The sequence below is a fragment of the Pseudomonas fluorescens genome (assembly GCF_001307275.1).
Lineage (GTDB): Bacteria > Pseudomonadota > Gammaproteobacteria > Pseudomonadales > Pseudomonadaceae > Aquipseudomonas > Aquipseudomonas fluorescens_AA.
In genome coordinates this window covers 5,839,133-5,865,543 of the sequence record NZ_CP012831.1, presented here as the reverse complement: position 1 = coordinate 5,865,543, position 26,411 = coordinate 5,839,133, and the positions used below count along the sequence as shown (strand labels likewise).

Below are 26,411 nucleotides of genomic sequence, written 5' to 3'. Positions count from 1 at the left end.
CGCACGACGTTTATCTCGCCTCCCCTTCGGCTCATGCCTTGAGCAACTCCCCCCCCTCGGCAATTCACCGACGCATTCGATAAGCACCCTGGACAGGAGAGTCGCGTGACCACTCTTATCAAAAAATATAAATGGCCCGCCCTGTTGGCCGTCGCGCTTATTGTGTTTTCCGCACTGATATTCTTTTTGATCAAGTCATACACGTACGACTCATCGACCTACTTCGAGTCCCGCGACTTCATTCGTCAACTCAAACAATCCGACGCGAACTGGAACGGCAAGATCCTGAGGAAAAAGATCGGCATCAACAACAACCTGTCACTGGCCCCGCCCCCGGAGGCCGACAGTCGCTGGCAGCAATTGGAACGACTCAATAACTCCGGCCCCTTGGCGGCGCTTTGGGCGTCCCGGCGCAACGGTTATGTGGATGCCGTCAAAAACAAGACCTTGCTGGTGGAGCAGTTCGAACAACACAACGCCCGGCTGCGCACGTCCCTGGATGCGCTGCCGCAGGCCGAAGACCAGATTCAAACGCTGCTCAAGGACATGCATATCGAAAGCCCCACGGAGCGCCTGACCGTGGCGTCCAATGTGCTTGAGTTGAGCCTGACGACACTGGAGTTCGGGCTTTATGTCACGACGGACAAAGCCCGGGAAATACAAGGCAAGTTGACTGAGCTGGAGCCGTACATTCACCAGTTGCCCGCCGCCTATCAGGCGCCCTTCATCAGCCTCATCCAGCACGTCAAAACCATCGTCCAGGAGCAACCGGTGGTCAATGACCTGCTTGACCGCATCAGCGTCATTCCGGTTGCCCAGGAACTGGACAACATCAATGAGCTGTTGAACGAGACACAGCGCAGGACTGCCGCAACCGACCGTCAATACCACATCTACCTGGCTGTGTGCGCCAGCCTGATGGCACTGCTGATGATCTACCTGGCGGTGCGCCTGGTGCGCAGCTATGCCGTGATCAATCAGATCAACCAAGCGTTGCAATCGTCCAACGAACGCCTGGAAGAGCGCGTGCAGGAGCGTACCCGCGAGTTGAAGGAAGCCGAACGCGAACTGGTGGATGCGGCCCGAATGGCGGGCATGGCCGAAATCGCGACGAATGTGTTGCACAACGTCGGCAATGTACTCAACAGCGTCAATATTTCCGCCGAGCTGGTGACCCGCAAGTTGAGGAGCAGCAAGACGCTCGGGCTCACGAAAGCGGTCAACATGATGAACGAACATGCCGAGGACCTTGGCCGGTTCATTACCCTTGATGAAAAAGGTCGGTTGCTGCCGCGTTACTTCAACGAGTTGGTCGACTCCATTGCCGCCGAACAGAGACTGCTTATCGATGAACTGGCACAGTTGACCAAGAGCATCGATCACATCAAGGAAATCGTCACGACTCAACAGACTTACGCAGGGGCCGCCAGGCTGATCGAACCGCTCAATGTCAGCGACCTGTTCGAAGATGCGCTGCGCATGAACTCGGGCGCCCTGAGCCGGCATCACGTCACCGTCATCAAGGATTACCAGGACGTACCCGCGATCATGGGGGACAAGCACAGGTTATTGCTGATCCTGATCAACTTGATCAGCAACGCCAAATTCGCCATGTCGCACATCAGCGAACATCCGCGTGAAATGACCCTGGGGATCCGTATCCTCGACGAAACCCAGCTGAGCCTGAGCGTCAAGGACCGCGGAGAAGGCATTTCCCCCGAGAACCTGGCGCGCATCTTCAACCATGGTTTCACCACCCGCAAGGACGGTCATGGCTTTGGCCTGCACAGCTGCGCCCTGGCAGCGGTCGAAATGAACGGCCGCCTCCATGTTCATAGCGACGGCCCCGGGCAAGGTGCCCTGTTTACCCTAGAGATCCCGTTGGAGCTGGCGCGCGCCTGATGCAGGCTGACCCAACGAGATCGCGAGCAAGCTCGCTCCCACAGGGGATCTATGATGGACGCACTCTTGATGGGCACCCGGGAAAAACTGTGGGAGCGAGCTTGCTCGCGATAGCGGTGTGCCTGTCACCCAGAATTTGAATCTGCTGACCGCATCGCGAGCAGGCTCGTTACCCCTTATTTCGTGTTCCCAGGCCGGCCGCTACGGCTTCTCCGGGTCGGCAATGCCGCCGCGTAGGCCAGCGCTTCCTCCCGGGAAGCAAAGGAACCCAACCGGTCAGCCTGGGTACAGACTCGCCATGGGCCACTGTTTACGCTGAGCACGTCATAACCGTTGATGTGCATTTTCGTCATCATCGCAGTACTCATGATCACCTCCGACTTTAACAAGGGTGCATCACCTACCATACACGCTGATTACCCGCGGTGCCGACCGGACGTCGCGACGCCGACTGCACCCGTGGTGCCCTCAGTGGGAATCCGAATCCCACAACCAGTCCCACAACCCCGGCAAATGGACGGGCTCTGCGCTGTGATCGACCGTCCGGGCCAAGGCCGCTCGCTCCAATGCCTGGTGGTCATCGTAGAACGGCCTGGCGGCGGTCCTCATGCCGGTCGCCTGGGCGCTGTCGAGCAGGATCTGCAGGTATTCGCGGGCATGTCGGGCGGTATAACGATTGATGTCGTGAAAGGTCACCACCACCGGGATAACCCCATCCACCGCTGGCAGTTGTCCGGCGGCGATGCGCTCGCGCACCTCGGAGAGTTGTCGGGTCAGGTTGATCCGCCGCCGAGGGCTCATCGTGATGCCCCAGACCTTGCCGTCATTGGCGCTCAGGTCGGTCAACAAGATGTGCAGGCCATGTTGCCGGTAGGCAGCTGCGGTACGCCTGTCGAAACTCCAGAAAGGTGGCCTGACCAGGGACGGTGCCGAGCCGGTCATGACGGCAATATCACTCCCGCCGCGGGTGAGCGATTGCTCCAGCTCATCAGGGCTCAGGAACCGATGATTGGTGTGCCAGTAGGTCGCCGTATGGAAACCCAGCACATGGCCTTCCTGCTGCTGACGACGCATCACTGAGCGGCCGATATCGCTGCCGCCAGCCCGCGGTCCGCGGGTCTGTAGGAAAAACACGGCCTTGATGCCGGGTTGTACCGCGTTGTCTGCGAGTGCGTCCAGCACCTCCAGGCTAGGGTTCCAGATAGACGAAGCGCTGGGACCGTCATCGAATGTCAGCAGGAAACGGATCGGAGGTTGTTCGTGCAAGCGTTGTTCGGTTTGCGGCGTCAGTTCGATGGGAGCACCAATGCAACCCGATAAACCGATGGCGAGGGCTGCGATGGACAGGACCCTGGCGATTTTTTTCATGTTTTGCCTTTAGTTGATGCCGCGTTGCTTCGCCTTTGATCCCTGGCCGACGGTGTTGAAGCCCACCTTGGAGAAGGGTAACCGGGTTTGGTTCCTTCCTGTAAACAATGGCTGTTCGCAAAATTTGTTGTTGCCTCGCGCTTGAGCTTGAGCGGCATTAATTCGACCGTCTGGAAATTCGATGGAATTTTCCCAATGCCTTTGCATCCATCCGTATAGGACTATATTAGGGAGGATTTATGGGCGGGCCATCGCTTTACATCATTGACTACATACTCCATGGCGAACCCAAGTCATTCATTATTCGCGCAGAAGTGATGAATAACTCCGAGGCTTGGCATTGGGCCAGTTGCGACGCGGGGGTCGGGCGCATACCGAAATTCGGCAGGGAGAAGGTCAAGCGGGTTTCCAAGCCCCTGGCGGAAAAATACGGCATTACCGATGTACGCTGGCGGGCGAGCGTCGCGCCGACCTGGGTCAAGGAGTCCGGCTGAAATAACGTGTACCGCTTCCGGCGCGCCGGTTGTCTGGCCGGGCGCCGGATTCTTCGACAGATCCGAAATAACTCAACTACGCTTAAACCACAGCATGACCCGCCCCTGGCGGGTTTCGTGCTGCCTCATCAACCCTGAATGGAGGTGTGACATGTCCGAAAAAGAGTCCATCACCACCCTGCTCACCCTGCTGGAATCACGTCAGGCCAGGCTCACGGCAGCCTGCAAGGAAATCGCCGATTGGGTCGACCACCAAGGTGGGCACCCTACCGCGGTGCGTATCCGCGACCGGCTCAACGACATCGACAAGGACGCTCCGTCGATCCAGAGCGCGCTGACGTCACTCAAGCCCGCCGAGCCGCCGCTGCCCAAGTTCCGCTGACGCACCACGTCAGAGGTTCCCCCTTGAGTTCTACCGGTTGGAAAACCGATGGAACGCGGGCATTTTTTGCGCCTCGAAATGGATAGGCATCGGGGCAAATCAAAGAATTTTTGCCCATGGCGCGTGCATGGCCGCTACCCCCGCTCATTCAGATAAGCGACCCACCGCTCATAGGCTTCATGTTGACGCTGAACCGCCTCATCCCAAGTCGATCCGCTCATCTGATGGACACATATGAGCTTCATCATTTCCGCTGTTGCCGTATCGAGCTCCACCAAGAGCTCGTGGGATTTGATCTTGAAGTCTTCAACGGTGGTCATCTGTCTGTCCTTCCCCTACCGGGGCCAGCCATTGCACCCAACATAGATTCATTTTTTCGAAGCTGATTCCCTTTGAGGCGATAGCCGGTCGAAAGCCCGGTGCTGACGGTAGGGAAGATCGACTGGAGCGATGACAAGCTCAAATGAACTCAGCTTTTCCCACCCCGTCATGGTCGTACGGATAGGACCCTGAAAAATCGATATTTGAACGAGCAACTAATGCCAGGCTCAAATATTGCAGATATATTTCAGTTTAATGACAGTCACGGATCGAACACCACCATGAAAATTCGAGCGACCGTCATCTGCGAGGACAATCGCCACGTCCTGCTGGTTCGCAAAGCCAATAGCCGCTGGGCGCTACCCGGCGGTACTGTCGAACGCGGGGAAACCCACGCGGGAGCAGCCATCCGGGAACTGGCGGAGGAAACTGGCCTGGACGTCGAGAACCTGCTCTACCTGATGCGAATCAATGACGGGCAGACCGAGCACCACGTGTTCGAAGCCTCAGTCAGCGACTCGTCGGCGGCCCGGCCACAGAATGAAATCAGTGATTGCCTCTGGCACCCGCTGGATGCCATTGCCCAACTGCAAATGAAAAAGGGCACGCGGGATATTCTCGAGGCATTTCGCCGGCGGTTGTGATGAGTCGGTACAAGCGGGGGAACTGAAACGAACAAGGGTTTGCATTAGCTTTCGCTCGCAAACCCTTGATTTTAGATGGTGCCCGAAGCCGGAATCGAACCGGCACGCCCTTACGAGCGGGGGATTTTAAGTCCCATGCGTCTACCAGTTTCGCCATTCGGGCGGTAGCGCGGTTAGCCATGGGAACGTCGGCAAAAATCCAATGGCCGAAGTCCTGGCTGGTGCAGCAAGAGGGGGAATATATACATCCCTCCTCTGTGAAGCAAGGTAGCTCATGCCCTTTTCAAGACAAAACCTTTCAATGCTCCAGAAATAAAAAAGCTCCGTAAATCATAGATCTACAGAGCTTTTTAAAAGTGGAGGCCGAAGTCGGAATCGAACCGGCGTAGGTGGATTTGCAATCCACTGCATAACCATTTTGCTATTCGGCCTCAAGACGCTTGATGCGATACAGCCACATCAACCGCGGTACAAACCTGATCAGGAAACAAGCCACTGACTCAGCGCTATCTCCTTGAAAACATTGAGATTTTTTACGTCCCAGTGCGTTCGATGGGCGCAATTATGTACTCATTTGCCTAGGCTGACAACCCCTTGATTTCAAAAAAAATTCGTCCAACGGCCAGCTTCCGCCAGACAGCTGCATTGGGGTGCCAGGTGGAGGGTGGCAGGCTTTTGGAGTTGCTGCGCAACCCAGTGGGAGCAAGTTCCCTCGCCACGGCGAACGTCACAGGCCTTAGAGACAGTCGCAGCCCTGCACCATTATGGGTAACATACCGGCCTTCCCGCAGTCCTTCTGCGACCTGCCAAAATAAGCCCATTCCATGCCTTTCGAACTCAGCGTTGACCTCACTACCCTCGCTATCCTTGCCGTTGTCGCCTTCATTGCCGGTTTCATCGATGCCATCGCCGGTGGTGGTGGGCTGCTGACCACGCCGGCGTTGCTGACCGCAGGTTTGCCGCCTCACCTGGTCCTGGGAACCAACAAACTCAGCTCGACCTTCGGCTCGGCGACGGCCAGTTTCACTTTCTACAAGCGCAAGCTGTTCCACCCAAGGCAATGGACCCACGCCCTCGTCGGCACGCTGGTCGGGGCCCTGACCGGCGCCATCGTCGCCCATTACCTGCCTGCCGAGTGGCTGAACAAGATGCTGCCGGTGATCGTCTTTGCCTGCGGCCTGTACCTGTTGTTTGGCGGCACGCCCAAGGCGCCTCTGGACAGCAATGCACCGATCAAGAAGACCTGGCAGTCACCCCAGGGCTTCAGCCTGGGTTTCTATGACGGCGTGGCCGGGCCCGGTACTGGTGCGTTCTGGACGGTCAGCAGCCTGCTGCTCTACCCCATCGACCTGGTGAAGGCCAGTGGCGTGGCGCGCAGCATGAATTTCGTCAGCAACATCGCGGCGCTGTCGGTGTTCATCTTTTCCGGGCAGGTGGACTGGGTGATCGGCCTGAGCATGGGCCTGTCGGTGATGATCGGCGCGTTCTTCGGCGCTCGCACCGCCATCAGCGGCGGCGCGAAGTTCATCCGCCCGGTGTTCATCACCGTGGTGCTGGGCTTGACCGTGCGCCTAGCCTGGCAGCACTGGTTCAGCGTGGCCTAAGCGCCGCGCCACATAAAGGTCGATCAGGTAGCGGGCGATCGAGCGCGAGGCCGGCAACGGTGGCAGGTCGTGGACGTTGAACCATTGGGCGTCCTCGATTTCATCTTCCTGGGGCACGATGTCGCCGCCGGCATATTCAGCGTGAAAACCGAGCATCATCGAATGGGGGAACGGCCAGCACTGGCTGCCCACGTACTGGATGTTCTTCACTTCGATACTGACTTCTTCACGCACCTCCCGTACCAGGCAATCCTCGGCCGACTCGCCAGGCTCGGCAAACCCCGCCAGGGTGCTGTAGACGCCCGTGACGAAACGCGGCGAACGGGCCAGCAGGACTTCATCGCCGCGGGTAATCAACACGATCATGCTCGGTGAAATCCGCGGGTAGTGGCGCAGGTCACAGGCGTCGCAATACATGGCCCGCTCCAACGGAATCTGGCTCATGCGCTTGCCGCAACTGCCACAAAAGCGATGCTCCCGGGCCCAGGTGCCGATTTGTGCCGCATAGCCCAACACCTTGTACAGCGTGTGGTCGTCCTCGAGCATGAACGCCCGCAGGCCTTTCCAGTTGCAGCCAGGAATCTCCAGCGGGCTGTGCAACTCCAACAGGTAGACCGGCTCGCCATCCAGGTGACCGATGCCGTGTTCGGCGAGGATCGACAGGTCTTGGCGCTTGAGCCACTCGCGGGGGAACAGCGCGCCGTTGTCATCGAACAGAAAGCCTTCCGGGCTACGGGCCACGGCCCAGCCGCCAGGAAGATCGGTATCGAGTACTGCGGTGGTCCAGCGTGAAATCATGGTCAGTCAATCCAGAAATTCGGGTTTCTGTTTGCTCATATGGGCGGCCATGGCCACGCGCAGGTCGGTCGATTGCAGCATGGCGGCGTTCCAGGTGGCGACGTATTCCAGGCCGTCGTCAATGCTGTGGTCGCGCATGTAGCTGATCATTGCCTTGGTGCCGGTCACAGCAATCGGCGACTTGGCGGCGATTTCCCGGGCAATGCCCATCACGCCGTCGAGCAGGCTGGCGGTGTCGCTGTAGACACGATTGACCAGGCCGATGCTGCGCGCTTCTTCGGCACCGAAGGTACGCCCCGTATAAGCGAGTTCACGCAGCATGCCGTCCCCGATGATCCGCGGCAAGCGTTGCAATGTGCCAACATCGGCAGCCATGCCGATATCGATTTCCTTGATGGAGAACTGGGCGTCCTCGGCGGCATAACGCATGTCGCATGCGGCGATCAGGTCAATGGCACCGCCCAGGCAATAGCCTTGAATGGCCGCGAGCACCGGCTTGCGACAATTGTCCACGGCGTTGAACGAGGCTTGCAGTTGCAGGATCTTGCGCCGCAACAGCCGTGCATTGCGTCCCACGTCCTTGCCCAGCTCGTTGGCCACGCCCGCCAGCATCATCAGGTCGATGCCGGAGGAAAAATGCTTGCCGGCACCGCTGAGCACCACCACCCGCGCCTCATCGGTGTCGTCGATCCATTGGAAGATCTCGATGATCTCGCGCCAGAAATCAACGTTCATCGCATTGATCTTTTCCGGGCGATTGATCTGCACATGGGCGATGTTGTCGGCAAGTTCGACGTTGAACGCTTGGTATTTCGACATGGCAGTGATCCTTTACCGGCTGAAAAGAGGCCTGAACTATAACAAGCCATCGCGACAGGACGTAGGCAGTGCATCGGCCAAAAGCGGGACTTGCGTACCACAGGATTCATTGTGGGAGCCGAGCTTGCTCGCGATGACGGCTGAACATTCAATATTGATGCAAGCTGACCCACCGCCATCGCGAGCAAGCTCGGCTCCCACAGGTGGGGGCATCGATGTGTGATTACTCGCGCGCCTCCATTTGCCCATCCCAACCACCGCCCAACGCCGCAATCAGTTGCACGCTGGCAATCAAGCGGCTCTGTTGCAGGCTCAGCATGCTGCGTTCGTTGCTCAGCGCGGTGGCCTGGACAGTGACCACGTCGAGGTAGGCAATCAATCCGGCCCGGTATTGGTTCTGCGTCAGGCGCAGGGATTCCCGGGCGGCGTCCAGGGCTTCCTGGCGCACGCGGGCTTCGTCTTCCAGCACCTTGAGCTGGATCATGTAGTTCTCCACCTCGCGCAAGCCATCGAGCACGGTCTGGCGATAGGTGGCGACGGTCTGGTCATACGCCGCGACGGTGCGGTCGACTTCCGCCGATCGCTGGCCGCCATCGAACAGCGTCATCGCCAGTTGCGGACCTACCGACCAGAAGCGGTTCGGCACGCTCACCCAGTTGTCGTAGGTACTGCTGCTGTAGCCGCCGCTGAGGCTCAGGGTCAGGTCCGGGTAATACGCGGCCTTGGCAACGCCGATGTTGGCATTGGCGGCCATCACCGAGCGCTCTGCCGAGGCGATGTCCGGCCGGCGCTCGAGCAGTTGGGAGGGCAGCGCCACCGGGATCTGCGGCAGGCTTGGGATGTCCTGGACCTCCGCCAGGTTGAATTCCGCCGGCGGCAGGCCGATAAGCACGGCGATGGCGTTTTCGAACTGGGCTCGCTGCCAGATCAGGTCGATCAGGTCGCCCTGGGTGGTCTTGAGCTGGTTTTGCGCCTGGGCCACCGCGTCCTTGCCGGAGACCCCGGCACGGTACTGGTTTTCGGTCATTTTCAGCGAGCGCTGATAGTTGTCGACGGTGGTTTGCAACAAACGCTTCTGCTCATCGATCACCCGCAGTTGCAAGTAGTTCTGCACCAGTTCCGATTGCTGGCTCAGGCGCATCGCCGCCAGGTCGGCGAAACTGGCTTGCGCGCTCGCCTCGTCAGCTTCCAGGGTGCGGCGCAACTTGCCCCACACGTCCGCCTCCCAGCTGACGCCAGCCTGGGCGTTGTAGGTGTCGCGAATGCCGCTGGACGAACTGCTCAAGCTCGAACTGCTGCTGCCGGTGCCCTGGCTGGAGCGCGTCTTGCCAACGGTCAGGTCCACGGTGGGGAAAAACGCGCCACGAGCATTGCGCACCAGTGCCCGGGCCTGCCGGTACTGGGCTTCGGCCTGGGCCACGGTCTGGTTGGAGGCGTTGAGTTTGTCCACCAGGCCGTTGAGTTGCGTATCGCCGTAGAGCTCCCACCAGGCGCCCCGGGCCAGCGCATCGCTGGGGTTGGCCTGGCGCCAGCCCTGGGCCTCCTTGTACTGCACCGGGGCCGCCGCCGCGGGGCGCTGGTAATCCGGGCCGACGGCGCAGGCGCTGAGCATCGCCACACACAGCACCAGGCTCAGTACCCGCGAACCACGGGCGGTCGCCAGCGTTGCGGCAAGATTGAAAGGCGAACGGTCGGTCATAGCGGAGTTTCCAGGGCAGCATCAGTGCGCACGCCACGCCAGCGGTTGAAGCGATGGCGCAGCTTGTCGAGATAAAGGTAAACCACCGGCGTGGTATAGAGCGTCAGCACCTGGCTGAACACCAGCCCGCCGATAATGGTCAGGCCCAGCGGCTGGCGCATTTCCGCGCCTTCGGCGGCGCCGAGCAGCAGCGGCAAGGCCCCCAGGATCGCCGCCAGCGTGGTCATCAGGATTGGCCGCAATCGCAGCAGGCAAGCGCTGCGGATCGATTCCAGCGGCGTCTGCCCGGCACGTTCCAGTTGCAGCGCCAGATCGATCATCAGGATGGCGTTTTTCTTCACCACGCCGATCAGCAGGAACAGTCCCAACAGCGAGATCAGGCTGAACTCGCTGCCCAGTGCATAGATCGACAACAAGGCGCCGACCCCGGCCGATGGCAAGGTGGACAGGATGGTCAGCGGATGGATGTAGCTTTCGTACAGCACGCCCAGCACCAGGTACACCGCCAGCAACGCGCCGAGGATCATGAACGGCTGGCTCTTCTGGGTGGCGGCGAACGCGTCGGCGGTACCGGCCATTTTCGCGATGACATCCTCGGGCATCCCGAGCTTGGCAATCGCCCGCTCGATAGCCGCGGTGCCCTGCTCCACCGTGACGCCTTCGGCCATGTCGAAGGAAATGCCCTCGGAAGCGAACTGGCCTTCATGGCTGACCCGGTCGTCCTCCAGGCTGTTCTCGTAATGGGCAATGGCTGACAGCGGTACCCGCGCGCCGTCGGCGGTGATCACCTGGACCTGCTCGAGAGTGCTCGGGTCCTGGGCATACTTGGGATTGACCTCCATCACCACCTGATATTGGTTGAGGCTGTCGTAGATGGTGGAAATCTGCCGCTGGCTGTAGGCGTTGTTGAGCACTGCGGTAACCATGTCCATGTCGATACCCAGGCGCTTGGCCTGGTCGCGGTCCACCACCAGCGTCACCTGCTGCGCCCCGCCACCGTCGCGGGCATCGATGGCGGTCAGCTCCGGCAAGGCCCGGAAGGCCGCCACGACCTTGGGGTACCAGGTGCGCAGTGACGCCAGGTCGGCGCTTTGCAGGATGTAGGAATACTGCGAAGTGGTCTGCTCGCGACCGCCACCGAATTGCAGGTCCTGGTCGGCCATCAGCATCAATTGGCCGCCGGGGACCTTGGGCATTTCCTTGCGCAGGCGCTCGATGACTTTCTGTGCGGAAATCCCCCGCTCCTTGATCGGCTTGAGGCGCACCAGCATGAAGGCGTTGTTGGTACCGTTGTTGCCGCCGATGAAACCGGCGACGCTTTGCACGGCCTCGTCCTTGAGCACGGCACGGCGGAAGATTTCCATCTTCGGCTGCATCACATTGAACGACAGCCCGTCGTCGCCACGCACGAAACCGATCAGTTGACCGGTGTCCTGCTGTGGCATGAAGGTTTTCGGCACCACCACATACAACGCGACGTTCACGCCGATGGTCACCAGCAGGCTGAGCAAGGTCAGGCGCCGATGGCGCAGCACCCAGTCCAGGCTGGTGGCGTAACCACGGACCATCCGCTCATTGAGCCCCTGGCTCCAGCGCTGCAAGCGGTTTTCCTGCCCCGGTACGTGAGGCTTGAGCCAGCGGGCGCAGAGCATCGGCGTGAGCGTCAGCGAGACCACCAGCGAAACCACGATGGAGGCCGCCAGGGTGATGGAAAATTCGCGGAACAGGCTCTCGATGATGCCGCCCATGAACAGGATCGACAGGAATACTGCTACCAGCGAGACGTTCATCGACAGCAAGGTGAAACCCACCTCTTCGGCCCCCCTATACGCCGCCGTCATAGGGGGAACGCCTTCGTCGATATGCCGGGAAATGTTCTCCAGCACCACGATGGCATCGTCCACCACCAACCCGGTCGCCAGGATCAACGCCATCAGCGACAGGTTGTTCAAGGAGAAACCGTACAGGTACATCACCGCAAACGTGCCCACCAGGGACACCGGCACCGCCAGGGTCGGGATCAGCGAGGCGCGGAAGTTGCCGAGGAACAGGAACACGACCAGCACTACCAGGGCCACGGCGATCAGCAAGGTCATTTCCGCTTCATGCAGGGTGGCCTTGATCACCGGCGAGCGGTCCATCGCCAGGTTCAGCTTGACGCTGGCCGGCAGTACCGCCTGCAACGCCGGCAGTTGCGCCTTGATCTCGTTGACCGTCTCGATGATGTTGGCCCCGGCCTGGCGGTTGATCACCAGCAGCACGGCGGCATCGTCGTTGAAGAAACCGCTGTTGTAGCGATCCTCGACGCTGTCGGTGACTTTCGCCACGTCCTTGAGCCGCAGCACCGAGCCGTCCTGGTAGCGGATGATCAGCGTTTCGTAGTCCTTGGCCTTCTCCAACTGGTCATTGGCCTGCACCTGCCACATACGCCGGTCGTCCTCCACCGAACCCTTGGGCCGGCGTACGTTGCTGTCGGCGATGGCATTGCGCACATCGTCCAGGGCCACGCCGTACTGATTGAGCAACTGTGGCTCCAGTTCGATGCGCACCGCTGGCAACGAACTGCCGCCGATCTGTACCTCGCCGACGCCCGACACCTGGGACAGGCTCTGGGACAGGATGGTGGACGCCAGGTCGTAGAGCTGGCCTTTTTCCAACACATCCGAGGTCAGCGACAGCACCATGATCGGCGCCTGGGACGGGTTGACCTTCTTGTAGGTGGGCATGCTGCGCATGCCGCTGGGCAACAGGTTGCGCGACGCGTTAATGGCCGCCTGCACTTCCCGGGCGGCGCCGTTGATGTCGCGATCCAGATCGAATTGCAGGATGACCCGCGTAGAACCCTGGCTGGAGCGACTGCTCATGGTGTTGACCCCGGCGATAGCGCCGAAGGAGCGTTCCAGGGGCGTGGCCACGGTGGAGGCCATGACCTCGGGGCTAGCGCCCGGCAGGCTGGCCTGGACCACGATCACCGGAAAATCCATCTGCGGCAACGGCGAAACCGGCAGCAGGCCGAAGCACACGCCACCGAGCAGCATGATGGCGAAGCTCAGGAGCATGGTCGCGACGGGGCGGCGGATGAAGGGGCCGGAGAGGTTCATCGGCCACCGCTCCGGGCTTCAGACCAAAGACCGAAAAGAATGACCGAGCTTTTGTGGCGAGGGAGCTTGCTCCCGCTTGAGTGCGCAGCGCTCACAAAGGGGGCCGCTGCGCAGCCCAGCGGGAGCAAGCTCCCTCGCCACAGAAAGCCCGTCCTGCCCAGGTTTCCGGGCTTCGCCGTCATACCCGCACCTCTTTCCCTTCCGGCCTGGCAAACCGGCGGCCCAGGCGATCGAAATACAGGTAGATCACCGGCGTGGTGAACAGCGTCAAGACCTGGCTCACCAACAACCCGCCCACCATCACCAAGCCCAGGGGCTGGCGCAATTCGGCACCGGAACCGGTGGCGAACATCAGCGGTATGGCACCGAACAACGCCGCCAGGGTGGTCATCAGGATCGGGCGGAAGCGCAGCAACGCCGCCTGGTAGATCGCCGTCTGCGGGTCCATGCCCTGGTTGCGTTCAGCGTCGAGGGCGAAGTCGATCATCATGATCGCGTTCTTCTTGACGATGCCGATCAGCAGGATGATGCCGATGATCGCGATCATGCCCAGGTCATTGCCGCTGAGGATCAACGCCAGCAAGGCGCCGATAGCCGCCGAGGGCAAGGTGGAAAGGATGGTGATCGGATGGATGTAGCTTTCGTACAGCACACCCAGGACGATGTACATGGTCACCACCGCCGCCAGGATCAGCAGCAAGGTACTCGACAACGACGCCTGGAACGCCTCGGCCGCGCCTTGGAATTCGGTCTGCACGCCCACCGGCATGCCGATGTCCTGCTGGACCTTTTCGATCATGTCCACCGCATGCCCGAGGGCCACGCCCGGCGCGAGGTTGAACGACATCATCACCGCCGGAAACTGGCCGATGTGGGCTATCGCCAGTTGCGCCTGGCGCTCTTCGACCCGGGCCAGGCTCGACAAGCGCACCTGCCCTCCATCGGTGGTCTTGACATGGATCTGGTCCAGCGCCTTCGGTCCGATCCGCTCCCCGGCCTGGGCCTGCAACACCACGCGGTACTGGCTGGCCTGGGTGTAGATGGTGGAGATCTGCCGCTGGCCGAAGGCGTCATACAGCGCATCGGTGATGTTCGACACCGAGACGCCCAGGCGTGAAGCCGCGTCGCGGTCGATCACCAAGTAGACCTGCAAGCCCTTGTCCTGCAGGTCGCTGGCCACGTCGGTCAGTTCCGGCTGGCGGCCCAGGGCCTCGACCAGGCGCCCGCTCCAGAGGCTGAGCAATTCGGCGTCCGGCGATGACAGGCTGAACTGGTATTGGGTACGGCTGACCCGGTCTTCGATGGTCAGGTCCTGCACCGGCTGCATGAACAGGCGAATGCCCACCAGTCGATCCAGCTGTGGCTGCAAGCGGGCAATGATCTCGGTGGCGCTGTCGTCCCGTTCGCTGTGGGGTTTGAGGTTGATCAGCAGGCGACCGCTGTTGAGCGTGGCGTTGTCGCCGTCCACGCCGATGTAGGACGACAGGCTCTGCACCGCCGGGTCGGCAAGGATCACCTTGGCCAACTGCTGCTGGCGCTCGCTCATGGCGGCAAAGGAGATCGATTGCGGCGCCTCGGAAATGCCCTGGATCACCCCGGTGTCCTGCACCGGGAAAAAGCCCTTGGGCACGGCCAGGTACAGCACCACCGTCAGCACCAGGCTGCCCACCGCCACCAGCAGGGTCAGTGGCTGATGCTTGAGCACCCACTGCAACTTGCGCCCGTAGGCGGCGATCAACCAGTCGATCCAGGCGCCGCTGGCGCGGTAGAAACGGCCCTGTTCTGCTTCCTTGGGCTCGCGCTTGAGCAAGCGGGCGCACATCATCGGCGTCAGGGTCAGGGACACCACCAGGGAAATCAGGATCGCCACCGCCAGGGTGATGGCGAACTCGCGAAACAAGCGCCCGACCACATCGGCCATGAACAGCAGCGGGATCAGCACGGCGATCAGCGACAGGGTCAGGGAAATCAGCGTGAAACCGATCTGCTTCGCACCCTTGAGCGCAGCCTGCAACGGGCTGTCGCCCTCCTCGATGAAGCGGGCGATGTTCTCCAGCATGACGATGGCGTCGTCCACCACGAAACCGGTGGCGATGGTCAGGGCCATCAGGGTCAGGTTATTGATGGAGAAACCCGCCAGGTACATCACGCCGAAGGTGCCGATCAACGACAACGGCACGGCCACCGACGGGATGATCGTGGCACTGACGCGACGCAGGAACAGGAACGTCACCATGACCACCAGGGCGATGGCGATCAGCAACTCATGCTGCACGTCGGTGACCGAGGCGCGGATGGTCTGGGTGCGGTCGGTCAGCACGGTGACGTCCAGGCCAGCCGGCAGGTTATCGGTGATGCTCGGCAGCAAGGCCTTGATCCGGTCCACCACCTCGATGACATTGGCCCCCGGCTGGCGCTGGATGTTCAGCAGCACGGCCTGGTTTTCGTTGGCCCAGGCGGCAAGGCGTTCGTTTTCGGCCCCGTCGACGATCTGTGCCACGTCCTTGAGCCGCAACGGCGAGCCATTGGCGTAGGCCAGGATCAGCTCGGCGTAATCCTTGGGCGAGGTCAACTGGTCGTTGGCATCGAGCATCGAGACCCGGGTCGGGCCGTCGAAGTTGCCCTTGGGCTGGTTGACGTTGGAAGCACCGATCAGCGTACGCACATCCGCCAGGTTCAGGCCGTTGGCCGCCAGGGCCTCGGGGTTGACCTTGATTCGCACGGCCTGGCGCTGGCCACCGGCGATGGTGACCATGCCGACGCCGCTGATCTGGGCGATTTTCTGCGCCATGCGGGTGTCCACCAAGTCATTGAGCTTGGGCAGCAGCATGGTCTTGGAGGTAATCGCCAGGGTCAGCACCGGGGTGTCAGCCGGATTGACCTTGTTGTACACCGGCGGCGCCGGCAGGTCCTTGGGCAGCAAATTGGTGGCCGCATTGATCGCGGCCTGCACCTGCTGCTCGGCGACATCCATGTTGATGTCGAGGTTGAAGCGCAGGGTAATCACCGACGCGCCACCGGAACTGGTGGAGGCCATTTGCGTCAAGCCCGGCATCTGCCCGAACTGCCGCTCCAGGGGGGCGGTGACCGCACTGGTCATCACATCGGGGCTGGCGCCCGGGTACAGGGTCATCACACGGATGGTCGGGTAGTCGACCTGGGGCAGTGCCGACACCGGCAGCAACCGGTAGGCGATCAGGCCGGCGAGGATAATCGCCAGCATGCTCAGGGTGGTGGCGACCGGGCGAAGGATGAACAGCCGCGAGAGATTCATGCGCCGCCCTTGTTCGCCTTGTCGGCCTCAGCCGGCTCAGGCACCGCCGCAGACTTGCCCTGCAAGTGCTCGGTCGGCGTGGTAGGCACCTCCTGGCTGTCGTTGACCACCTCCACTTCGCTGCCTTCCTTCAGGCGATCGGTGCCTTCGAGCACCACCCTATCGCCTGCGGCCAGGCCTTCGGTGACCACGGTGTTCGTACCGTCGCTGGCCCCGATCTTCAGCTTCTTGATAGAGACCTTCTTGTCGCCCTCCAGGGCGTAGACGAAGGTGCCGTTGGTGCCGAACTGGATGGCCGCCGTCGGCGCCAGGACTACGCCTTTGAGAGTGTCGGCCAGCAGGTGGACGTTGACGAACTGGTTGGGGAACAGCGACTGGTCGCGGTTATCGTAGCGAGCCTTGAACTTCAAGGTGCCGGTGGTGACATCGATCTGGTTGTCCAGGCTTTGCAGCAGGCCACTGGCCTGGCGCTTCACGTCGCCCCGGTCCCAGGCTTCGACGGGCAGCTTCGCCCCGCTGCGATAACGGGCGAGCACGGTGTCGAGGTTGTTCTCCGGCAAGGTGAACACGACGCTGATGGGTTGAGTCTGGGTAATGACCGCCAGGGCCGTGGTGTCGTTGGCCGACACCAGATTGCCGATGTCCAGTTGGCGCAAGCCCACGCGGCCGGTAATCGGCGCGCGGATCCTGGTGAATTCCAGGTTGAGCTTGGCGTCGTTGACCGCCGCCTGGTTGGTCTTGACCGTGCCCTGGTACTGGCCCACCAACGCCGCGGCGGTGTCGAGGGTCTGCTTGGCAATACTGTCTTCGGCGTACAGGCCGCGATACCGCTCAAGGTCGACCTGGGCATTTTTCAGTTGGGCCTGGTTCTGCAACAGCGTGCCTTCGGCCTGGAGCAAAGCGTTCTGGTACGGGCGTGGATCGATCTCGGCCAGCAAGTCCCCAGCCTTGACCATTTGGCCCTCTTCGAAGGCGATCTTGACCAGTTCGCCACCCACGCGGCTACGCACGTTGATGGTGTTGAGGGCCGTGACCGTACCCAGCGCCTTGAAGTACAGCGGGAAATCCCCGGTCACCGCCGGCGCCACCCGCACCGGGACCGGCCCCGTCGCCCCACCGAACCCCGGGCGCATGCCACCCGAACGTCCCACGTGCCCCGTCGCGGCCTTGTCCCCCGCCCCCGGCTTCTGGGCCGAACCACTGGGCCAGAACTTCCAGGCCAGCGCCGCGACGACCAACAGGACGAACAGGCCGAGCAGCCAGCGACGGGAATTGCGGGAAACAGACGATTGCATGGAGTGATCAACCATTGGGCGCGTGGACTTCTTTTACGGGAGGCTGAACGATAAGCACTGGCGGGTATTTAGCAAAGCGCCTTTACCGGCAATTTACGTTGGGCTTACCTTTCGAATAGTCAGCTAAAGCCTTGAAGCACAAAAGAAAACGGCCTGGACAGGGCCAGACCGTTAACAATTGTAATAAATACCTTATTTCATTCCACTTATTTCAGAACAGCCAGGGCCGCATCGTAGTTCGGCTCTTCAGCGATTTCCTTGACCAGCTCGCTGTGCAGCACGGTGTCATTTTCGTCCAGCACCACCACGGCACGGGCGGTCAGGCCTTTCAGTGGGCCGTCGGCAATCGCCACGCCGTAGTCCTGGATGAACTCGGCACCGCGCAAGGTGGACAGGTTCTGGACGTTTTCCAGGCCTTCGGCACCGCAGAAGCGCGCCTGGGCAAATGGCAGGTCGGCGGAGATGCACAGCACCACGGTGTTGTTCAGTTCGTTGGCCTGAGCATTGAATTTGCGCACGGAGGTGGCGCAGGTCGGCGTGTCGACGCTTGGGAAAATGTTCAGCACTTTGCGCTTGCCGGCAAAGTCCTTCAGGGAAACGTCCGACAGATTGCCGGCGACCAGGGAAAAGGCTGGTGCCTTGGAACCGGCTTGTGGCAACTGACCGTTGACTTGGACCGGGTTGCCTTTGAGGGTGACTTGAGCCATGAACGGATTCCTTCTGACAGTTTGAAAATGGTGAGGCCGGAGTTAACCACGAAATGCTCGCGCGACCTATGGCCGGACATAAAAAGACGTGGCGTCGACACCCCGGCGACGGTGATGGCTATTTGGCCTTGAGCTGCAGAAACGACTGATGCAAATCTGCCGCCCAACCATCGATGACCCCTTTGACGTCATCGGGCTTCATGACCTGGGATTCGTTGGACAGTGGCTTGCCCGTGCCCTTGCGCACCACCTGGGCGACCACCGCGTTATTGCCTCCGTCGAGAAAAACCGCTTCGGTGCCCAAGGTGGTTTCCTGGTCGCGAATACCGCTGGCGGTGCTGACAGCGGCCGCCACCAGCGCAATCGGGACCACCTCATACGGTTTCAAGCCTTCGGTCTTGCTACTGACAGCCGTGATCGCCGCCCGTATCACCAATACACCCGGCCCAGGGACGGTCGCCAGGGGCAAGGACTTCCCCGCCTCCCGCATGAGGGCCTGATCGTAATACGCGGTGATGCCCGACAGCGTGGCCTGGGGGATCTTCACGGTCGGCTGCGGTTTGGGGTAAAGCTGCGTCGGCTCGATATAGAGGCTGGTGTATTTGTTCAGATCGATCTTCGGATCGACCCAACGCATCACCTCGGCCCCCGACGGCGACTTCTCTTCCTTGAGGCGGCTGTAATCCCCCAGGAACCCGGAATACTCATCCGGCTGGGTGACTTTGCTCGAACAACCCGCCAAGGCAAGCGAGGCTATGCAGATGCTGCCAATCATTGACGCGAACTTCATGCTGTCACTCCTGTAAGCCACACGAGGCGGGGCCGGAACTACAGGTATAGCCAATGGGCAGTTTTTTGCCTGCCCTGAAAAGAACAAGTGATTCAGCCGCGCTCGCGAGGTATCAGGCTCTGCAATTGTTGGGCGAGGAAGTTTGCATCGAAGGCAAACGTGTCGGGGTCCTTCAACCCATTGGTCCGGCGCCATTGCCATTGCGTCGATGGCGGCTGGCACACCAGGGAAATGCTGCCGTGACGGGTCGCGGCCAGGCCGATGATCGACAAAGAAACCAAGCCGCCCACACCCATCACATCCGGCACGAACTCCACCGGTTTACCGGTAATGGCCAAGGTCAGTTTTTCGGTCTTGAAAGCGGATGTTTCTACAGGAACGTTCGCCCCGTGGGCCACATACGTCTCACGGTTCAGTTCCAGCAGGCCGAGCGCCATGACCGGCGCCAGCCATTGCTCGATTTGCCCGTACAGCGCCTTGATCTGTTGCGTCCAAACCGCCGACTGGGCCTGGTGCAGTTGTTTCTTGTGCGCTTCGCTGTCGGCGTAGTGACGAAGCATCTCGCCCAATTGCTGTACATCGTCCATGGCCCGTTCCTCGGTTAGGGAGTACTGCGAAGCTGGATGATGACAGGTCCAAGACGTCGGCGTACGTAAAAGCCACTTTACCTGCGTGACTGATCCTTCAGCGCAGTCGCGCCATGGCGAGGGTGTCCACCCAACGTCCGTCACGCACGGCATAGTCGCGCATCAGGCCTTCGCTTTCGAAGCCGAACTTGCGGTACAACCCGATGGCCGCTTCATTGTCGGCGTACACCGTCAGCTCGACCCGGCGCAGGTTCATCCAGTTGTCGGCGACGTCCAGCGCGGCGGCCAGCAGCATCGACCCCACGCCTTTGCCCTGCCAGGCGACAGCCACCCCCATGCCGAGGCTGCCGCAATGGGCCCGACGCACCCGCGAAAACTGCTCCAGCCCCAGATTGCCGATGACGTCACCCGTGTGCAGGGCCACCAGTTTCAACAAGCGCTCGTCATCCGTCGCCAAGCGCTTGCGCCAGACTTCGGTGGACTGGAAAGGCATTTGCAGCACCTGGCGAGTCACCGCCGGGTCGTTGTAGAGCGCGGTGACACCGGCGATGTGGGCTTCAGTGAAGCGTGCGAGGGTAATCGAAGACTCGGACATGGGGCTCCTTCCTGGAGGCGTGACAAGGCCGACCACTATAAGCCGCGTCAGGTTATATCGGGAACCAGTGGGAGTTGCTGGTGGATGCTGAATCTGTGGACACCCAAGAACCCATGTGGGAGCGAGCTTGCTCGCGATGACGGCGGCACATTCAATATCAATGCAAGCTGAACCACCGCTATCGCGAGCAAGCTCAGCTCCCACAGGGAATTGTTGGTGGATGCTGAATCTGTGGACACCCAAGACCCCATGTGGGAGCCGAGCTTGCTCGCGATGACCGCGGCACATTCAATATCAATGCAAGCTGAACCACCGCTATCGCGAGCAAGCTCAGCTCCCACAGGGAATTGTTGCTGGATGCTGAATCTGTGGACACCCAAGAACCCATGTGGGAGCCGAGCTTGCTCGCGATGACCGCGGCACATTCAATATCAATGCAAGCTGAACCACCGCTATCGCGAGCAAGCTCAGCTCCCACAGGGAATTGTTGCTGGATGCTGAATCTGTGGGCGCCCAAGAACCCATGTGGGAGCCGAGCTTGCTCGCGATGACCGCGGCACATTCAATATCAATGCAAGCTGAACCACCGCTATCGCGAGCAAGCTCAGCTCCCACAGGGAATTGTTGCTGGATGCTGAATCTGTGGGCGCCCAAGAACCCATGTGGGAGCGAGCTTGCTCGCGATGACGGCGGCACATTCAATATCAATGCAAGCTGAACCACCGCTATCGCGAGCAAGCTCAGCTCCCACAGGGAATTGTTGCTGGATGCTGAATCTGTGGACACCCAAGAACCCATGTGGGAGCGAGCTTGCTCGCGATGACCGCGGCACATTCAATATCAATGCAAGCTGAACCACCGCTATCGCGAGCAAGCTCAGCTCCCACAGGGAATTGTTGCTGGATGCTGAATCTGTGGACACCCAAGACCCCATGTGGGAGCGAGCTTGCTCGCGATGACGGCGGCACATTCAATATCAATGCAAGCTGAACCACCGCTATCGCGAGCAAGCTCGCTCCCACAGAGGGACTACTTCCGGCTTCGGTCAGGCCTGGAACCAATCCCGCCGCTCATCCAGCGTGTGGTGGATCAGTTCACGCAGCATCTGCACCTCCGGCGAGCCTTCGGCCTGGGCATTGACGGCCATCCACACGTGCCGTTGCATCGACAGGCCAAACACTTGCGGCAACGCCACCAGGCCTCGGTCGAAGCGGCTCATGTACTGCGGCAACAGGCCGATGCAGGCGCTGCAGCGAATCATTTCCAGCATCAGTTCGTAGGATTGCACCTGCACCACGCCAGCCCGGCGTTGTTCTATCAAGGCGTTCCACGGTGCGAAGCCGTCCACGTGTCGGTCCGCCTGCCATTGCACCAGCATGTAATCGTTCAGGTCGTCCAGGCAGTCCGGGCGCGTGGCCGGACGTGAGTAGCGCTTGGCGATGTGCGGCACATAGTCCAGCCGCGCCAGTCGATCCGCGGGCAACGTGGCGAAACTCGGCCCCTGCCCCAACGTGTGGGCATCGCTCAACCACAGCACCAGGTCGGCGCTGACGGCTTGCAGCGCCAGGTCACTGTCCAGGGTGATGATCTGCAGTCGCACGCTGGCGTTGCGTCGCAGCAATGAAATCAGGTCACGGCCCAGGATGTCATGCAGTATCGACTCGGCCACGGCCAGGCGAATCAAGGGTTGATCGTTCAAGGGCGGCGCGCTTTCGTGGGCCAGGCTGATCAAGCGCGCCTGCAACTGCCGGCCCTCGCGACTGAGGGTCAAGGCGCTGCCCTGGAAGCTGAATAGCGAACGCTGCAGCCGCGCCTCCAATTGCGCCAACTGCTTGCGCAGCCAGGTCGCCTTGACGTTGAGGCTGCGGGCCGCTTGCATGAAACAGCCGCAACGGGCACTGACCAGGAAGCACTGCGCCACCTGCGGCTCGATACCACCGGCCATGGCCAGCCACGGGTCGGGGGCACGCAACGGTGTGCGGTATGCGGTGACAGCCTGGCGTCCTGCGGGCTCGATGAAGGTCATGGGTGACTCCCTGTCGGTTGTACGAATACGTGGAGCTGTGTAGAAACTGTGTAGGAGCATGTAGGAGCTGTCGAGTGCAACGAGGCTGCGATCTTTCCCCAGACACTTGAGTCTCAAACGAAAGATCAAAAGATCGCAGGCTTCGCCAGCTCCTACAGAGCCCAGCGGGAGCAAGCTCCCTCGCCACGGGTCTGATGTGGACCTGCCTAAAGCCCCTCCTCCAACACCTTGCTCAACTGCGCGCCATCGATGCTCAACGTCGCCGTGTCGAGCATGCCGTCCAGGTACGCCTTGGCGATCTGTTCCTGGCGCTGGGCACGCAGGGCCTGGGTCAGGCGCTCGCGGACTTCATCCAGGGTCGCCTCTCGGGCCGGTTGTTGCTCGGTGAGCTTGATGACATGGAACCCTGCCGGGCTCTGCACCGGGTCCGATACCGCGCCGACCTTCAAGCGTGCCACCGCCTCGCGCACCGGCGGCACCAATTGCTGCAACGACTGGTAACCACTGTCACCGCCGCGCTCGGCACTGGCGCGGTCCTGGGAAAAACGACTGGCCAGGACGCCGAACTCAGCGGGTGAGGCCTGGGCTTTCTTGCTCAACTCCAGCGCTTGCCGGCGCACCGCCTCCACGGTTTGCGGTTCAGTGGCTGCCAGGAAAATCTGGCTGACGCGGTACAACGCCGGTGCGGTCCAGTTGGCTTTCCCGGCGTCGTAAGCCTGCTTCAACTCGTCTTCACTGGGATACCCGGCCGGCACCTGGCTCACCGACTGCAAGTAATCGCGAAACACAATCTGCTCAGCCGCCGCTCGTGTCTGCCGCTCCACCTCGGGCCGCTGACGCCAACCCTGGGCATCGGCCTGCTCCAACACGGCTTTTTCCGCCAGGCGGGCACGGATCCAGCCCTCCAGCGCAGCCCGATTACCCCGCATTTGCTGACGAACCTCGGGGGCCAGTGCGGCCAGCAAGGTCTTGAGTTCTTCGGGGCTGACCTGCTGGTTGCCCAGTCGGGCCAAACTCGGCGAGTCGGCCGAAACAACGCTGGCGGTCTGCACCGCGGCGACCGGATCGCTGCCCGGCCGCAGGCCCAGCACCAGCGCCACGGCGATCAGGCCCAGCGCCGCGGCGCTGATGACGAAGGTCGGCTTTTTCACGATGCGACGGCCTCCTCCAAGGGCGCCTCGACGGGCTCGGCCGGGGTTTGCGCCCGCGCCGCGTTCTGGCTGTACTCACGCAGGTAGACAATGAATTCCTGCAACAGGCGGTCCCACAGTTCCAGGTGACTGCGCAGATGATTGGCACTCACGCCCGCGGCAACCACGACGTCCATTTCCATCACAAGGAATTCGCCTTGCAGCGACAACCGGGCAAAACGTCGCGAGGCGTTCCACAGTTCTGCCAACCCGGCCGGCAATTGGCCCTGCACCCGCAAGGCACAGCTGAAGGTGAAGTCCAGGTACTCGCCTGCAGTCGCCGCCGGATTGCCGAAACGCACGGCAAAGCCGATGCCCTGGCTGGCACTGAGCAGCTGCACAATGCCGTTCTGCTCGGTTTCGTTGACCCGATAACCCGCGGCCTGCAACAACTCGGTCAGGGATTTTGCATCGACGTTTTCAATCATTGAGGTCATGTTCGATTCCTCCTTGTTCTGTTCAGTGAGTGATCGAGGCCTGGGGCGCATCGAAACGGTTCTTGTAGAGATCATCGCCAAACCCTTGGGCCAGCTCTTCGAAACGCACCCGGGCCTTGGCCGCGAACGGCTGGCGGATCTTCACGATGTCGGTCACATCAATGGTTTCGTAGGCATGCAGCAGCGTCTTGGCGACTTCGTACATCTGCTGATTCTTGACCGAACATTGCTGCACTTGTGTGTCACGCTCGGTCAATTGCGCCTCCAGGCGCGCGCGCTCGGCCTCTTTGCCGCGAGCCAGCACCAGCAGCTCGTCGTAGGCTTTCTTGAACTTGCCCATTTGCTCGTTGCTGGCCGCTACCTGGGCCTGGGCCTGGCTTTGCAGGTTTTGCTGATGCCCGGCCAGTTGCTCATTCAGGGCCTGGGCCTTGCTCAATTGCGCGGTCAATTGCTTGATCTGCGCCTGGGCCTCCTTGGCCTGGGTCTCCGCGGCCTGCCGGGCGGCACTGGCCTGGGCCTGTTCGCTTTGCAGGGTTTGCAACTGGGCGGTGGTGCTGCGCAGTTGCGCCCGCAGGCGTTCTTCCAGGCCTTCGCCGTGGGCGCCGCCGCTCAGAAGCAGGCCCAGCACCAGTAACGCGGCCGGACATTGGTAGATGGCACGCCTTTTCATGAGGCCTCCCTGCGCTTAGAAGCGCGTGTTGATTTCAAGCTGCAAGACATCGATGTCGTACGGCGCGCCGTACACCGCTTCGGAACTCAACCAGCGACCGGTGGCGAAGACGTTGCTCGCCAGGCCATAGTTGCCGCCCAGGAAATAACCCTTGGCATTGGTGCCACCCAGATGGAATGACGAATCGTTGAAGCCGTCCGGCAAGGCGTCCGGCTGGATGTACTTGTAGCCGGCGAACAGGTTCCAGTCGCCCTCGCGCTTGAGCTCCAGGGAGTTGCCAAGGGTGAACTGGAGCATCCAGGCGTTGGCGCCGCTTTCCACCTCGCCATCGCTGTCCAGGTTGTTGGCGAACTGCCCCGCGGAGCGCTTGCGCATCTCGCCTTCGTCGTAGCCCAGGTTGTGAACGTAATGGGCCTGGCTGCGCAGTTTCAGGTCTTCGGGCAGATCGGTGTCCCACGCGAAGTTCAGGTCCAGCAGGTTGAACTCCGAGGCCAGGCCGACATATTGCGGCTGTGGCGTGGTCGACGGGTTGAGGGGGTTGGGCGTGATGTCGCGCAGCAGGAACACGGTGTTGCCTTTCTGCATGAACGCTACCCGCGAACCGTCGCTGTCACAGCCTGGATCACCGGCCCAGGGCTGGCACGGCGAAGAACGCTGGCCTTCGATGTCGTCGAAGCGGTAATAGGCCAACGCGCCCTTGATCCGGTTGCTGTCGTTGATGGCCCAGTTGGCCCCCACTTGCGCACCGTACAGCCACTTGTTGTCGCTCTCTTCCTTGTCGCTGCCATTGCTGGTGCTGGTGTCGTTGGTGTACTCCACCGGGAACGCGCCGACGGTACCGAACACGCCCCAGTCCTGATTGAGCTTGTGGTTGAAATTCGCCGCCACGCCATCGAAGTTCAGGTCGCCGGAATACAACAGGTCGGTGGAGAAGAACGGGTTGGCGAAACGCCCGCCGGTCAGGGTCAATTCGTCCGAGGGTTTCCAGGTCAGATAGCCCTGGTCGAGCCAGATGTCTTTTTTGCCAAAGCCGCCACCGAGGGTCTGGGTGGTGGACACCGGGTTGTTGTCCGAGCCGGTGCCGATGCGGATGCCCGCCGTCCATTGCGGGGCAATCACGGCCTTCATGCCCAGGCGGGCACGCAGGCGGAACAGGTTTTCCCGGTCTTCGCGGGTATTGAGCAATGGCGGCAGGCTCGAACTGCTGTTGGGGTTGACGTCGTAAGGCCCCTTGTCATTGAGCCGGGCGAAATCGACGATTTCGTTGCTGTTGGTGCCAGAGTAATAGCGCGACTCGTCCCGCAGGCGAATGTCGCCATCGAAACTGATGCGCGAGACCCAATCCGGGAAGGTGTTGGGCTGGGCCCAGTTTTCCTGCTTGGCGGTGGCCATGACTTCGGCCTTGACCTGGTCGCGGATCTGCTCACGCACGATATTCGGCACGTATTGCACCCGCACGTCCCCCGGCGCACCGGCCGGCGTGGCGGCGACTGCCGTGGCGGCTTGACGGGCCTGCACGGCTTCCCGTTCGGCCTGGGCGATCAAGCCATCGGCCTGGTCCTGTTTCAACACGCCCTGCTGCACCAGCAGGCGGATCAGATTGATCGTGGCGTTTTCCGAAGGCGCCGGGGCGGCCGCCGCGTGGCCGGCCAGGCTCAGGACCACCAGGCCGATCGCCCACGACAATCGATTCACATTGGAAATCATC

General features: G+C 61.2%; 23 protein-coding genes and 2 tRNA genes. 5 read left to right on the top strand and 20 right to left on the bottom strand.

What is annotated here, in order from left to right; translation table 11 throughout:
- Window positions 1-105: 105 nt before the first annotated feature.
- On the top strand, window positions 106-1,902 hold the full coding sequence (locus AO356_RS25965; protein ID WP_060742224.1) for a DAHL domain-containing protein: 1,797 nt from the start codon (window positions 106-108) through the stop codon (window positions 1,900-1,902).
- Window positions 1,903-2,078: 176 nt separating this feature from the next.
- Here the strand turns inward: AO356_RS25965 and AO356_RS31245 are convergent, their stop codons facing one another.
- Together AO356_RS31245 and AO356_RS25960 are read right to left on the bottom strand one after the other, a co-directional pair.
- A complete protein-coding gene (locus AO356_RS31245) occupies window positions 2,079-2,270 on the bottom strand; it encodes a DUF2188 domain-containing protein (RefSeq protein WP_072405740.1) in 192 nt (63 codons plus the stop codon).
- Between the two features lie 100 nt (window positions 2,271-2,370).
- Window positions 2,371-3,270, bottom strand: a complete 900-nt coding sequence (locus tag AO356_RS25960) for a polysaccharide deacetylase family protein (protein WP_060742223.1) — start codon at window positions 3,268-3,270, stop codon at window positions 2,371-2,373.
- A gap of 239 nt (window positions 3,271-3,509) precedes the next feature.
- Between AO356_RS25960 and AO356_RS25955 the strand changes: the two genes are divergently transcribed.
- On the top strand, window positions 3,510-3,764 hold the full coding sequence (locus AO356_RS25955) for a DUF6555 family protein (protein WP_060742222.1): 255 nt from the start codon (window positions 3,510-3,512) through the stop codon (window positions 3,762-3,764).
- 151 nt (window positions 3,765-3,915) lie between these two features.
- Window positions 3,916-4,146, top strand: a complete 231-nt coding sequence (locus AO356_RS25950) for a hypothetical protein (protein ID WP_003201752.1) — start codon at window positions 3,916-3,918, stop codon at window positions 4,144-4,146.
- 134 nt (window positions 4,147-4,280) lie between these two features.
- On the opposite strand, the gene AO356_RS25945 is transcribed toward AO356_RS25950, so the two are convergent.
- Window positions 4,281-4,466 (bottom strand): hypothetical protein, encoded by a 186-nt coding sequence (locus AO356_RS25945; RefSeq protein ID WP_060742221.1) that lies wholly within the window; start codon window positions 4,464-4,466, stop codon window positions 4,281-4,283.
- 282 nt (window positions 4,467-4,748) lie between these two features.
- Between AO356_RS25945 and AO356_RS25940 the strand changes: the two genes are divergently transcribed.
- Entirely contained in the window at window positions 4,749-5,111 is a 363-nt protein-coding gene (locus AO356_RS25940) for an NUDIX hydrolase (protein ID WP_060742220.1), read from the top strand.
- 76 nt (window positions 5,112-5,187) lie between these two features.
- On the opposite strand, the gene AO356_RS25935 is transcribed toward AO356_RS25940, so the two are convergent.
- A tRNA-Leu gene (locus AO356_RS25935) sits at window positions 5,188-5,274 on the bottom strand.
- A gap of 194 nt (window positions 5,275-5,468) precedes the next feature.
- Window positions 5,469-5,542, bottom strand: a tRNA-Cys gene (locus AO356_RS25930).
- Between the two features lie 393 nt (window positions 5,543-5,935).
- Here AO356_RS25930 and AO356_RS25925 point away from each other — a divergent pair.
- Window positions 5,936-6,715, top strand: a complete 780-nt coding sequence (locus AO356_RS25925) for a TSUP family transporter (protein WP_018602003.1) — start codon at window positions 5,936-5,938, stop codon at window positions 6,713-6,715.
- Here the strand turns inward: AO356_RS25925 and nudC are convergent.
- From nudC to AO356_RS25850, 15 genes are all read right to left on the bottom strand, one after another.
- The gene (gene nudC, locus AO356_RS25920) at window positions 6,683-7,513 is read right to left on the bottom strand and encodes an NAD(+) diphosphatase (protein WP_060742219.1); all 831 of its coding nucleotides are present in this window, start codon (window positions 7,511-7,513) and stop codon (window positions 6,683-6,685) included. The two genes, AO356_RS25925 and nudC, sit on opposite strands and share 33 nt — an antisense overlap.
- Window positions 7,514-7,519: 6 nt before the next feature.
- Window positions 7,520-8,332 (bottom strand): crotonase/enoyl-CoA hydratase family protein, encoded by an 813-nt coding sequence (locus tag AO356_RS25915; RefSeq protein ID WP_060742218.1) that lies wholly within the window; start codon window positions 8,330-8,332, stop codon window positions 7,520-7,522.
- Window positions 8,333-8,555: 223 nt separating this feature from the next.
- Window positions 8,556-10,031 carry an efflux transporter outer membrane subunit gene (locus tag AO356_RS25910; RefSeq protein WP_060742217.1) on the bottom strand — a complete coding sequence of 492 codons (1,476 nt, stop codon included), beginning with the start codon at window positions 10,029-10,031 and terminating at the stop codon, window positions 8,556-8,558.
- On the bottom strand, window positions 10,028-13,132 hold the full coding sequence (locus AO356_RS25905) for an efflux RND transporter permease subunit (RefSeq protein WP_060742216.1): 3,105 nt from the start codon (window positions 13,130-13,132) through the stop codon (window positions 10,028-10,030). Before AO356_RS25905 ends, AO356_RS25910 begins: the two co-directional genes overlap by 4 nt.
- Window positions 13,133-13,310: 178 nt before the next feature.
- Window positions 13,311-16,406, bottom strand: a complete 3,096-nt coding sequence (locus AO356_RS25900) for an MdtB/MuxB family multidrug efflux RND transporter permease subunit (RefSeq protein ID WP_060742215.1) — start codon at window positions 16,404-16,406, stop codon at window positions 13,311-13,313.
- Window positions 16,403-17,716, bottom strand: coding sequence for an MdtA/MuxA family multidrug efflux RND transporter periplasmic adaptor subunit (locus tag AO356_RS25895; RefSeq protein ID WP_060742214.1), 1,314 nt, complete (start codon window positions 17,714-17,716; stop codon window positions 16,403-16,405). The genes AO356_RS25900 and AO356_RS25895 overlap by 4 nt, the downstream gene beginning before the upstream one ends.
- A gap of 191 nt (window positions 17,717-17,907) precedes the next feature.
- The gene (tpx, locus tag AO356_RS25890; RefSeq protein ID WP_018602018.1) at window positions 17,908-18,408 is read right to left on the bottom strand and encodes a thiol peroxidase; all 501 of its coding nucleotides are present in this window, start codon (window positions 18,406-18,408) and stop codon (window positions 17,908-17,910) included.
- A 118-nt stretch (window positions 18,409-18,526) separates the two neighbouring features.
- The gene (locus AO356_RS25885; protein WP_060742213.1) at window positions 18,527-19,198 is read right to left on the bottom strand and encodes a DUF3313 domain-containing protein; all 672 of its coding nucleotides are present in this window, start codon (window positions 19,196-19,198) and stop codon (window positions 18,527-18,529) included.
- A 92-nt stretch (window positions 19,199-19,290) separates the two neighbouring features.
- Window positions 19,291-19,785, bottom strand: a complete 495-nt coding sequence (locus tag AO356_RS25880; protein WP_060742212.1) for a hypothetical protein — start codon at window positions 19,783-19,785, stop codon at window positions 19,291-19,293.
- A 97-nt stretch (window positions 19,786-19,882) separates the two neighbouring features.
- Window positions 19,883-20,380 (bottom strand): GNAT family N-acetyltransferase, encoded by a 498-nt coding sequence (locus tag AO356_RS25875; RefSeq protein ID WP_060742211.1) that lies wholly within the window; start codon window positions 20,378-20,380, stop codon window positions 19,883-19,885.
- A 1,045-nt stretch (window positions 20,381-21,425) separates the two neighbouring features.
- Window positions 21,426-22,406, bottom strand: coding sequence for a LysR family transcriptional regulator (locus AO356_RS25870; protein ID WP_060742210.1), 981 nt, complete (start codon window positions 22,404-22,406; stop codon window positions 21,426-21,428).
- A gap of 206 nt (window positions 22,407-22,612) precedes the next feature.
- Window positions 22,613-23,557: a peptidylprolyl isomerase gene (locus AO356_RS25865; RefSeq protein ID WP_060742209.1), complete on the bottom strand. Its 945-nt coding sequence runs from the start codon at window positions 23,555-23,557 to the stop codon at window positions 22,613-22,615.
- A complete protein-coding gene (locus AO356_RS25860) occupies window positions 23,554-24,033 on the bottom strand; it encodes a YbjN domain-containing protein (protein ID WP_060742208.1) in 480 nt (159 codons plus the stop codon). The genes AO356_RS25865 and AO356_RS25860 overlap by 4 nt, the downstream gene beginning before the upstream one ends.
- A 22-nt stretch (window positions 24,034-24,055) precedes the next feature.
- On the bottom strand, window positions 24,056-24,703 hold the full coding sequence (locus AO356_RS25855) for a hypothetical protein (RefSeq protein ID WP_060742207.1): 648 nt from the start codon (window positions 24,701-24,703) through the stop codon (window positions 24,056-24,058).
- A gap of 15 nt (window positions 24,704-24,718) precedes the next feature.
- Entirely contained in the window at window positions 24,719-26,410 is a 1,692-nt protein-coding gene (locus tag AO356_RS25850; protein WP_060742206.1) for a putative porin, read from the bottom strand.
- Window position 26,411: the final 1 nt, after the last annotated feature.